We start from the raw sequence: 11,519 nt of genomic DNA on the forward strand, positions 1-11,519 counted from the left end.
CCATGGCGAGCAAAGTTCTGTTGGTCGAAGACGACCGCGCCCTGCGTGAAGCACTGGCCGACACCCTGGTGATCGGCGGCCACGATTTCTGCGCCGTAGACTGCGCCGAAGCGGCACTGACGGCGTTGGGTCGCGAGTCGTTCTGCATGGTCATCAGCGACGTCAACATGCCCGGCATGGACGGTCATCAGTTGCTGGGCCTGATCCGCAGCCGTTACCCGCAATTGCCCGTGCTGCTGATGACCGCCTTTGGCGCCGTGGAGCGCGCGGTCGATGCCATGCGCCGGGGCGCGGCGGATTATTTGGTTAAACCGTTCGAGCCCAAAGCGCTGCTCGAACTGGTCGAGCGCCATGCGCTTGGCCGCGTCGGTAAAGATGAAGGTGACGGTCCTGTGGCGCTGGAACCTGCCAGCCGACAGCTGTTGGAACTGGCCAAGCGCGTCGCGCAGAGCGATTCCACGGTGCTGATTTCCGGCGAATCCGGCACCGGCAAAGAAGTGCTGGCGCGCTACATTCACCAGCAGTCACCACGGGCGGGCAAACCGTTTATTGCCATCAACTGCGCGGCCATTCCCGACAACATGCTGGAAGCCACGCTGTTCGGTCATGAGAAGGGCGCCTTTACCGGCGCTGTCGCCTCGCAGCCGGGCAAGTTCGAAATGGCCGAAGGCGGCACCATTCTGCTCGACGAGATTTCCGAGATGCCGCTGGGCCTGCAAGCCAAGCTGCTGCGCGTGCTGCAAGAACGGGAAGTGGAACGCGTGGGGGCTCGCAAGCCAATTGACCTGGACATTCGCGTGCTGGCCACCAGCAACCGCGACCTCGCCGGCGAAGTGGCGGCGGGGCGGTTCCGTGAAGACCTGTTCTATCGCCTGTCGGTATTCCCACTGGGCTGGCGTCCCCTGCGCGAGCGTACCGCCGACATCCTGCCGCTCGCCGAACGCCTGCTGGCCAAGCACGCGAAGAAAATGAACCACGCCCCGGCACGCTTATCGGCCGAGGCGGAACGCGCGCTGACCGGTTACCCATGGCCGGGCAACGTACGGGAGTTGGACAACGCCATTCAGCGCGCGCTGATCTTGCAGCACGGCGGCATGATCCAGCCGCAAGACCTGTGCCTGAGCGGCCCCATCGGCCTGGCGCCACTGCCAACGCCGACACTCACGCCCATCAGCAGCGGCAACGCGGTGTTGCCGATCAACGACGAAAGCAGCGACAGCAGCGCATTGGGCGATGACCTGCGCCGGCATGAATTCCAAATGATCATCGACACCCTGCGCGCCGAACGCGGTCGTCGCAAAGAAGCCGCCGAACGTTTAGGCATCAGCCCGCGCACCTTGCGTTACAAGCTGGCGCAGATGCGGGATGCGGGAATGGACGTTGAGGCGTACTTGTTTGCGAGCTAAAACTATCACCCACTAAAAAGCCCGGCACAAATGCCGGGCTTTTTTCGTTTTACCTGTAGGAGCGGCTTTAGCCGCGATGCTTTTAAAGATCCAAAGCTCGCGGCTAAAGCCGCTCCTACACGGGCGGTGTGTTGGCGGATTAAAGCGGTCTGATGCGAATCAACAAAAAGCCCGGCACGACTGTCGGGCTTTTTCGTTTTACCTGTAGGAGCGGCTTTAGCCGCGATGCTGTTAAAGATCCAGAGCATCGCGGCTAAAGCCGCTCCTACACGGGCGGTGTATTGACGTGTTAAAGCGGGCTGATACGAATCAACATCCCCAGATTCGTATGGTCCAGATACGTCAATTCGCCCGCCTTCAAACGCGCGGTGCGCTTCAGGCGCTCGCTGCCGGTGAGCATGCCGGTGGCGTCGAACTGGTTGATCCAGAAGTCGGCGACCAGGTCGACAAAACGAACCTGCTTGAGGCTGAGCGTGCCTTCCACCGGGTAATGGCCGAACTGCTGATTGCCAGTGTTTACGGCAATCTTGGTCGGCGCCTCGCCCATGCTTTGTTGCCAGGCCTGGTGCAGTAGCACGGTGTAGCCGTTGTTCTGGTTCAGCTTGGCAGCTTCGCCATTGAGCGCCGTGCCCCGTGCGTTATCAGCGGCGCTGCCTTGCACGCCGGCTGCCCAGTCATCGGGGGCGGTTTGGCTGGCAGGAATGGGCTCGCCGGCCTGGCGAAAAATGATCAGCTCAACCTGATACAGGCCGTCGGCAAACGCCATCGGCGTAACGAGGCTGAGCAACAGGGCGACATAACGGAGGGCACGCATTCGGTAGTCCTTTAATAATCAAGCTTGTTTAGGCGTGAGGCGCTCGAACAGCGCTTCCAGCGTGTTGAAGCGCTCTTCCGGACGCTCCATCGGCACCTGGATTTTGAACTGCGTAGCGCCTTCGAATTTGTAGCGGTTGGGCTGGCTTTGAATCAGCTTGATCAGCACCAGTGGATCGACCTGGGTATCGGCGGCAAATTCAATTTTGCCGCCTTGCGGGCCGGCGTCGACTTTCTTGATGCCCAGTTGCTCGGCTTGCAGTTTGAGCAAGGTCAGGCGCATCAGGTTTTTGGTCGGCTCGGGCAGCAGGCCGAAGCGGTCGATCATTTCCACTTGCAGCTCTTTGAGCGCGTCTTCGTCGGCGGCCGAGGCGATGCGTTTGTACAGAATCAACCGCGTGTGAACATCCGGCAGGTAAGCGTCAGGAATCAGCGCCGGCACCCGCAGGTTGATTTCCGGCCCGCCGCCCAGCGGCTGCTCAAGGTTGGGTTGCTCGCCTTTGCGGATGGCTTTCACCGCACGTTCGAGCATTTCCATATACAAGGTGAAACCCACCGCTTGAATCTGCCCACTCTGACCGTCGCCGAGCAGCTCGCCCGCGCCGCGAATTTCCAGGTCGTTGGTGGCCAGCACAAAGCCGGCGCCGAGGTCTTGGGTGTTGGCGATGGCTTCCAGGCGCTTCTCGGCGTCGGGGGTCATTTGCTTGCGCGGCGGCGTGAGCAAATAGGCGTACGCCTGGTGGTGACTGCGGCCCACGCGGCCGCGCAGTTGGTGCAATTGCGCCAGGCCGAATTTGTCGGCGCGCTCGATGATGATGGTGTTGGCGCTCGGCACGTCGATGCCGGTTTCGATGATGGTCGAGGCGATCAGCACGTTGAAACGCTTGTGATAGAAGTCGCTCATCACCTGTTCCAGCTCGCGCTCGTGCATCTGCCCGTGGCCGATGCCGATGCGGGCTTCGGGCACCAGTTCGGCAAGGTCGGCGGCGCATTTCTCGATGGTTTTCACATCGTTGTGCAGGTAGTACACCTGACCGCCGCGCAGCAGTTCGCGCAGCAAGGCTTCTTTAATGACGGGTTTTTGCTGCTCCATCACAAAGGTGCGTACGGACAACCGGCGCGCTGGCGGCGTGGCGATGATCGACAGATCGCGCATGCCCGACACCGCCATGTTCAGCGTGCGCGGAATCGGCGTGGCGGTGAGGGTGAGAATGTCCACTTCGCTGCGCAGCGCTTTGAGCTGTTCTTTCTGGCGCACGCCGAAACGGTGTTCCTCGTCGATGATCACCAGGCCGAGGTTTTTGATTTTCACATCGTCCTGCAGCAGCTTGTGGGTGCCGATGACGATGTCGATCTTGCCTTCGGCCAACTGCGCAACTGCCGCTTTCACTTCCTTGTCGGACTTGAAGCGGCTCATCACCTCGACCGTTACCGGCCAATCGGCAAAACGGTCGCGGAAGCTGTTGTAGTGCTGTTGGGCGAGCAGGGTGGTCGGCACCAGAATCGCCACCTGCTTGCCGCTGTGTACGGCAATAAACGCCGCGCGCATGGCCACTTCGGTTTTGCCGAAGCCCACGTCGCCGCAAACCAGGCGGTCCATCGGCTTGGGCGCCAGCATGTCGGCCATGACGGCTTCGATGGTGGTCTGCTGATCGGGCGTCTCTTCAAACGGGAAGCCGGCGCTAAAGGTCTCGTAATCCAGTTTCGGATCCGCAAAGGCATAACCTTCACGGGCCGCTCGGCGCGCATAAATGTCGAGCAACTCGGCCGCCACGTCGCGCACCTGTTCGGCGGCTTTGCGCTTGGCTTTCTGCCAGGTTTCCGAGCCCAGACGGTGCAGCGGCGCCAAGGCGTCATCGCTGCCGGTGTAACGGGCGATCAGGTGCAGGTTGGCCACCGGCACATACAGCTTGGCCTCGTCGGCGTAGGCGAGCATGAGGAATTCGGCGGTCTGGTTGTCCACTTCCAGCGTGGCCAAACCCAAGTAACGGCCGACGCCGTGGTCGATGTGCACCACCGGCGCGCCTTCGCGCAGCTCGGTTAGGTTTTTGATCACCGCGTCGCCGTGGTCACCGCGGGTTTTCTCACGGCGGCGGCGCTGCATGACGCGCTGGCCGAACAGCGGGCTTTCGGCGATCAGCGCCAGGGCTGGGTCGTCGAGCTGCAAACCGTCGTCCAGCGGCGCGATGGTGATCGCCAGGCGCTCTTTGCCTTTTACAAAGTCGCTCCAACTGTCCACTTCCACCGGCTTGAGGCGCAAGCGCGCGAGCAGCTCCAGCAGCACTTCGCGGCGCCCGGCGGATTCGGCGGTAAACAACACGCGGCCGGGGAAGTCGGCCAAGTAGGTTTCCAGCGCGGCCATGGGCTGGCTGGCCTTGGCTTGAATGGCCAGGTCCGGCAATGCCTGGGCGGCGAAGCGCTCGCGGCCCACGCCGGTGTCGACGTCTTGCTGGCTGACCACCACCCGCGGCCAGTTTTTCAGGCGCGCAAAGCAGTCTTCCACCGGCAGGAACAACTCGGCCGGCGGCACCAGCGGCCGCTCGGGGTCCACGCGCCGTTCTTCATAGCGGTTGCGTACGTCGTTCCAGAAATTCTCGCTGGCCTGCTCGATGCCCGGCAGCGAGAACACTTGCGTGTCGCTTGGCAGGTAATCGAACAGGGTGGCGGTTTCGTCAAAAAACAGCGGCAAGTAATACTCGATGCCCGCTGGGGTAATGCCGCTGTTGAGGTCTTGGTAAATGGTGCAGCGGCGGAAATCGACATCGAAGCGGTCGCGAAAACGCGCGCGGAAACCGGTGACGGCTTCTTTATTCAGCGGAAACTCGCGGGCCGGCAGCAGGCGGATGGAGTCCACCTTGTCGATGGAGCGCTGGGTTTCCGGGTCGAAGGTGCGCAGCGTTTCGATCTCGTCATCGAACAGGTCGATGCGGTACGGCTGCGCGGTGCCCATGGGGAACAAGTCGATGATGGCGCCGCGCACGGTGAACTCTCCGTGCTCGTACACCGTTTCCACGTAGCGGTAGCCGGTGGCTTCCAGGCGCGTGCGCATCTGTTCCACATCGAGCTTCTGGCCCACGTCCAGAACCAGGCTGCTGCCCAGCAGAAAACGCTTGGGCGCCAGGCGGTGCAGGGCGGTGGTGATCGGCACCACGAGAATGCCGTGGCTCAGCTCGGGCAACCGGTACAGGCTGGCAATGCGCTGGGAAATGATGTCCTGGTGCGGCGAAAACAGGTCGTAGGGCAGGGTTTCCCAGTCGGGAAAGTGCAGCACCGGAAGCTCGGGCGCGAAGAACCGCAACTCCTGCTCCAGGCGCTCGGCGCTCTGGCTGTCGGCGGTCAGCAGCAGGGTGAAACGTTTGGCGGCGTTGGCGGCTTCGGCAATGGCCAGGCTAAGGGCGGCGCCGGGCAAGTTGCCCCACGTTTGTTTGCCGGAGGCGGCAGGAAGGCTGGGTAAGCGCAATACGGACACGAGAGGTCGTGGCTCCGGTTGAGGATTAACCGGAAGGATTGTAACTATCCCGCCGCGCTGCTGTCAGTGTTTCGTCCGCTGCAGATTGCCGGCAGTTGCACAGCCCGTCATAATGTAGCCCGTTTTTTCAGCCCCTACATACTTGTTAAAGGTATTGCCCGTGACTCAGAAGCCTGATCAGTGTCTTGGTGAATGGATTGATCGTGAAGCACTCGCGGAGGCGATGATTCCGCTGATTGGTCAGCTCTACCGCAACAACAACGTGGTGACCTCAATTTACGGTCGCAGCCTGATTAACCGTTCGGTTATCCAGATTCTCAAAGCCCACCGCTTTGCCCGTCACCGCCAGGCTGACGAAAGCGAACTCTCGGTTCACGAGACCTTCGCCGTCCTTAAAGAAATGAGCAGCTTGAAACTGGGCGCCGCTTCGGTCGACCTCGGCAAGCTGGTCGTGAAATTCAAAGCTGACGGCAACGGCCGCGCCATCGAGCAGTTCGTGCGTGACGAACTGGCCGCTGTGGTGGGCAAACAAAACGGCACCCCGCGTAAAGGCACCGACGTTGTGCTGTACGGTTTCGGTCGTATCGGTCGTCTGCTGGCACGCATCCTGATCGAGAAAACCGGTGGCGGCGACGGTCTGCGTCTGCGCGCTATCGTTGTGCGCAAAGGCGCCAGCAACGACCTGGTCAAACGCGCCAGCCTGCTGCGTCGCGACTCGGTACACGGTCCGTTCAACGGCACCATCACCGTTGACGAGGAAAACAACACCCTCACCGCCAACGGCAACCTGATCCAGATTATCTACGCCAAAGAGCCGAAAGAAGTCGACTACACCCAGTACGGCATCAGCAATGCGCTGCTGGTCGACAACACCGGTGTATGGCGTGACGCCGAGGGCCTCGGCCAGCACCTGGCCTGCCCTGGCGTTGACCGCGTGGTACTGACCGCGCCGGGCAAAGGCAAACTGAAAAACATCGTGCACGGCATCAACCACGGCGAAATCACCCCGGACGACAAAATCATCTCCGCCGCTTCCTGCACCACCAACGCCATCGTGCCGGTGCTCAAGGCTGTGAATGACAAGTTCGGCATCGTTAACGGCCACGTCGAAACTGTTCACTCGTACACCAACGACCAGAACCTGATCGACAACTTCCACAAGGGCGACCGTCGTGGTCGCAGCGCGCCGTTGAACATGGTGATCACCGAAACCGGTGCTGCCACAGCCGCTGCCAAAGCCCTGCCGGAACTGGCTGGCAAGTTGACCGGCAACGCCATTCGCGTTCCGACCCCGAACGTGTCGATGGCCATCCTCAACCTGAACCTGGAAAAGGCCTCCACCCGCGAAGAAATGAACGAGTACCTGCGCTACGTCGCGCTGCACTCGGATCTGCATCGCCAGATCGACTTCGTTAACTCGCTGGAAGTGGTCTCCACCGACTTCGTTGGCTCGCGTTTCGCCGGTGTGGTCGATGCTGAAGCCACCATCTGCAACGACAACCGCGTTGTGCTGTACGTCTGGTACGACAACGAATTCGGTTACAGCTGCCAGGTAGTGCGCGTAATGGAAGACATGGCTGACGTGAATCCGCCATCTTTCCCAGCGTGATAATGCGCAGCAGCGCGCGGTAGTTGTTTTACCGCTGCGCTACAGCGAAAAGAAAAGCCCCGACTTGATCGGGGCTTTTTTATGCCCGCCATACTTTTGTAGGAGCGGCTTTAGCCGCGATGGCGATCTACCGGCCAGCACCGTTTGCAGGAATCGCGACTAAAGTCGCTCCTACAAAAAAAAGCGGGCATAAAAAAGCCCGTCACGAGGACGGGCCAAAGCGTGTTTTCACACGAGGAGTAAGTCGATGCCAGGCGAAGCCCGACGGGTTACAGCAGCGAAAGCGGGTAGCTGATAAACAGGCGGTTTTCGTCAAACTCGTTGACGCTGTAGTCGCGGCGGATGCTCGCGTTGCGCCATTTGAGGTTGAGGTTTTTGAACGTGCCGCTCTGCACGGTGTACGCCAGCTCGGATTCGCGGCCCCATTCTTTGCCGTCAGTCACGGCGCCGACGTGCACGTTGTCACCGCTGATGTAGCGGTTCATCAGGGTCAGGCCCGGTACGCCAACGGCGGTGAAGTTGAAGTCGTGACGCAGCTGCCAGGATTTTTCCTTGGCGTTGTCGTAGCTGGAGTTGTAGCTGTCGTTCGCCAGGGTGCCGCCGCTGGTGCCGTTAACGCGCATCCAGCCGTCGTCGCCGCTGACTTTTTGAAGGCCGACGTAAAAGGTGCTGCCGCCGTATTTGGCAGACAGCATGGCGAATGCCGTTTTGTTGTCGAGGTCGCCGGCCAGTTGGCTGCCGTCTTCCTTGCCCATGAAGTAACCCAGGTTAGCGCCCAGGGTTACGTCGCCGACTGGCTGGCTGTGCAGCACGTTGAAGTACTGCTGCTGGTAGATGTCTTCCAGCTCGGCGTACCACACGCCAAAAGTGGTGCGTTTTTCGTTGAAGGTGTACTCGCCGCCGCCAAAATTGAAGCGGTCGGACAGGAAGGCACCGCGCCCGTTCATGGACATGTCTTCCATGCTCGCATCGTTACGCGGGCTGTTCTGACGGAACTGGCCGCCGTACAAGGTCAGGCCGTCGATTTCCTGGGAAGTCACCTGACCGCCGCGGAAGGTTTGCGGCAGGGAGCGGCCGTCGTCGGAGCGCAGAATCGGCAGCACCGGCATCCACTCGCCGACCTTCAATTCGGTTTTCGAGAATTTGGCTTTCGCCGCCACGCCCAGGCGACCGAAGTCGTCAGCCGGGCGGCCGTCCTGGTGAATCGGCAGCAGTTGCGAGCCACCGGTGCCTTTGCCGCCGTCGAGTTTCAGCGAGTACAGGCCCAGCACGTCCACGCCAAAGCCAACGGGGCCTGGGGTGTAGCCGGATTTCACATCAAGAATGAAGTTTTGCGTCCACTCTTCGGCCTTGTTCTGCGGGTTAGCCGCGTTCGGGTAGGCCGGGTTGGTGAAGTTGCGGTTGAAGTAGGCATTGCGAAAAGTCAGCGTGGCCTTGGTGTCGTCGATAAAGCCTTCAGCCTGTGAAATCAGCGGCAGAGCCATGGCCATGCTGCCGGCGCCCAAGAGGACGAGCGATCGAGTGGTGCGGGTCTTCATTGTTGTTGTGCTCCCATTTTTGAAAAAGCCGTTCCCCTGCGAGCCAAATCTGGCTTGCATCAAAAGGCGGAACCGGTGATGCCCCTGTGTCGAGGCGTTGGGCCTGGCTTGAACGCAGCCGGGCCTATTGCTGCGGACTAGCCGTCAGCGAATTCGAAAGGATGGGGTGGCCCGTGAAGGCGAATGAACGACCGGGCCGAAGGCTGGCGCGGTAGGGGACTGGCGAGAGGGCGAGTCGTCATGGCGTGGTCCTGCGATTATTGTTTTTGTTGTTATATGTTGTCGTACAACTGTGTCGGGATTATCGACAGAGGCCGTCGGATTTGTCAACGCACTGTTAGACGAAAGTGCTAGAGCTTTTTATTCGTTAGCTCAGCAACCACGCAGCTCTTGAGGGCGAGGCGCAATCGGTCGCTGAGGTCTCGCCGCGCACGTTGTGGCCTCTACGCCTGATGGGCTGTTGTGTGATGTCTGTTCTCGCGTGCCCTGCGACTTATTGGGGCGGGGTTTCCATCTGCCGAGGCGACGCGCGGAGCGGCCTCTGACGTTGACGCCAGTTTTTTGATCTGAAAACGACGTCGGCATAGCTATTTGCCATATCTGAGGGTAAAGCCGCTTGTGCTGGGCCTTCGCGCGTCGCAACTTCGCACGAATCTTGAATACACAGACCTGTCGTTGAGCATTCGATAGAGGACCGGCGCGATGATTTCGATCTTGCAACGCAGTTTTGCCAACCTGGGCATGGCAAAGAAGCTGGGCAGCGGATTTGGTCTGGTGCTGCTGCTCACCGCCGTGGTGGCAGCCATTGGCGTGACCGCGTTGCAGGCCATCAGCCAGCGCTTCGAAGCGCAAAAGCAGATGTCGGCGATTAACAGCGCGGTGCTGCGCGTGCGTCTGAACGAGCAAGCGTTTTCCATCAGCGGCGATGCCAAGGCCGCCGATGCGCTGCGTAAAGGCGTGGACGACATTCTCGCCGCCACCGCCACGCTCAAAGAACAGTCACCCTCCAGCGCGGCCGCCATGGACGCCGTGGCGCAAGCGTTGGGCACCTACCGCACCTCGTTCGATCAATTCGTCGAGCTGGCCCTGGCCAAAGACCTGGCGCTGGAAATGGCCAGTTGGTCGGTCACCAGCGTGGCCAACAATCTGGATTTGCTGCAAGCCGGATTGGCCGACGACGGCGCCTACGAACTGAAAGATTCCCAAGGCCAGAACGGTGCGGAATTCATCGTCCAGGCCGGGCAAGTCAGCCAGGTGTCGCGCCTGATGCTGCAAGCCATGAACGAAGCCCACCTGCGGCTCGCGCAAAGCCGCAAAGCGGCAGAGGGCGAAACCCTCGAAGCAACAAAAATCGCCCAGGCCGACGAAGCCCTGCAACTGGCTGAAACCCTGAAAAGCTCGGTGAAAGATTCCGGCTACCTGACAGTGCTCAACGACGTCAGCACCAACATCACCACCTTCAGCGGCAAGCTTGCCGAATACACCGACCTGCTCGGCAAAGAGCGCCAGGTGTACACGCAAATGCGCGAACGGGCCGAACAAGTGATGGCCGAAGTGGCCCAGGCCTACACCGCCCAAGACGCTGCGATGCGCGCCGAGCTCAAGGCCAATTCCATGTTGATTCTGGGCTCCTCGGCGTTGGCGATTCTGGTTGGGCTGTGCGCTTCGCTGCTGATTACCCGTGCCATCGTCAAACCGCTGCAAAGCGTGATTCATGTGGCCACGCGCATTGCCGATGGCGACCTCAGCACCAAGATTCAGGTGCGCGGCACCGACGAGGTCGGCCAGTTAATGAGCGCCATGCAGCAGATGTCGGCCAGCCTCAGCAGCATGGTCGGCAGCTTGCAGGCCGGCATCAACCAGATCGCCACCTCGGCGCGCTCGCTGTCAGCCGTCACCGAACAGACCAACGCTGAAGTGGCCAGCCAGAAAGAAGAAACCGAACAAGTGGCCACGGCCATGAACCAGATGACCGCCACCGTGCTCGACGTCGCCCGCAATGCCGAAGAGGCCGCTGGCGCCGCCGAAACCGCCGACTCGAAGGTGCTTAACGGGCAGAACGTGGTGCGCCAGACCATGGCGCGCATCGAACAGTTGTCCGCGTCGTCCAGCTCGGCGAGTGACAGCATTCAAAGCTTGAGCAGCGAGATTCAAAACATCGTCTCGGTACTCAGCGTGATCAAAAGCGTGGCCGAGCAAACCAACTTGCTGGCGCTTAACGCCGCCATCGAAGCGGCGCGCGCGGGTGAGCAGGGCAGAGGGTTTGCGGTGGTCGCCGATGAAGTGCGCGCCTTGGCCAAACGCACGCAACAGTCCACCGAAGAAATCGAACGGCTGGTCAGCGCCTTGCAGAAAGGCGCGCAGAGTTCGGTCAGCCAGATTCAAAGCAGCACGGCGTTGGTTCAGCTCACCGTCAGCGACGCCCTGGAAACCGAAAGCGCCTTGGGCAGCATCGCGGCGGCGGTGTCGGTCATTCACCAAATGAACCAGCAGATTGCGGCGGCAGCGGAAGAGCAAAGCTCCGTGGCCGAAGAGATCAACCGCAGCGTCACCAACATCCGCAGCAGCGCCGATCAGTCGTCCATGGCCATGGAAGGCACGGCAGCGTCGAGTATTGAGTTGGCGAGTTTGAGCAATGAATTGCAGGGGATGGTGGAGCATTTCAGGTTGGCGTGAGTTTGCGT

6 protein-coding genes and 1 pseudogene are annotated in these 11,519 nt (G+C 60.8%); 4 read left to right on the forward strand and 3 right to left on the reverse strand.

Going from position 1 to position 11,519, the window contains the following annotated elements; all coding sequences use genetic code 11:
• Window positions 1-2: 2 nt before the first annotated feature.
• Complete coding sequence (locus ACZZZP_RS05645) at window positions 3-1,406, forward strand: sigma-54-dependent transcriptional regulator (protein ID WP_463382074.1); 1,404 nt, start codon at window positions 3-5, stop codon at window positions 1,404-1,406.
• A gap of 289 nt (window positions 1,407-1,695) precedes the next feature.
• Here the strand turns inward: ACZZZP_RS05645 and ACZZZP_RS05650 are convergent, their stop codons facing one another.
• On the reverse strand, window positions 1,696-2,220 hold the full coding sequence (locus tag ACZZZP_RS05650) for a CsiV family protein (RefSeq protein WP_463382075.1): 525 nt from the start codon (window positions 2,218-2,220) through the stop codon (window positions 1,696-1,698).
• An 18-nt stretch (window positions 2,221-2,238) separates the two neighbouring features.
• Window positions 2,239-5,688: a transcription-repair coupling factor gene (gene mfd, locus ACZZZP_RS05655; protein WP_463382076.1), complete on the reverse strand. Its 3,450-nt coding sequence runs from the start codon at window positions 5,686-5,688 to the stop codon at window positions 2,239-2,241.
• Between the two features lie 160 nt (window positions 5,689-5,848).
• On the opposite strand from mfd, the gene ACZZZP_RS05660 reads away from it, so the two are divergent.
• Window positions 5,849-7,297, forward strand: coding sequence for a glyceraldehyde-3-phosphate dehydrogenase (locus ACZZZP_RS05660; protein ID WP_122492512.1), 1,449 nt, complete (start codon window positions 5,849-5,851; stop codon window positions 7,295-7,297).
• Window positions 7,298-7,566: 269 nt separating this feature from the next.
• On the opposite strand, the gene ACZZZP_RS05665 is transcribed toward ACZZZP_RS05660, so the two are convergent.
• Window positions 7,567-8,835: an OprD family porin gene (locus ACZZZP_RS05665; protein ID WP_463382077.1), complete on the reverse strand. Its 1,269-nt coding sequence runs from the start codon at window positions 8,833-8,835 to the stop codon at window positions 7,567-7,569.
• A gap of 1,614 nt (window positions 8,836-10,449) precedes the next feature.
• Between ACZZZP_RS05665 and ACZZZP_RS05670 the strand changes: the two are divergent.
• Together ACZZZP_RS05670 and ACZZZP_RS05675 are read left to right on the forward strand one after the other, a co-directional pair.
• Window positions 10,450-10,650, forward strand: a pseudogene (locus tag ACZZZP_RS05670) (HAMP domain-containing protein); the annotation flags it as partial.
• Between the two features lie 15 nt (window positions 10,651-10,665).
• Window positions 10,666-11,511, forward strand: a complete 846-nt coding sequence (locus ACZZZP_RS05675; protein WP_463384657.1) for a methyl-accepting chemotaxis protein — start codon at window positions 10,666-10,668, stop codon at window positions 11,509-11,511.
• Window positions 11,512-11,519: the final 8 nt, after the last annotated feature.

Source organism: Pseudomonas sp. AC211 (assembly GCF_979258055.1).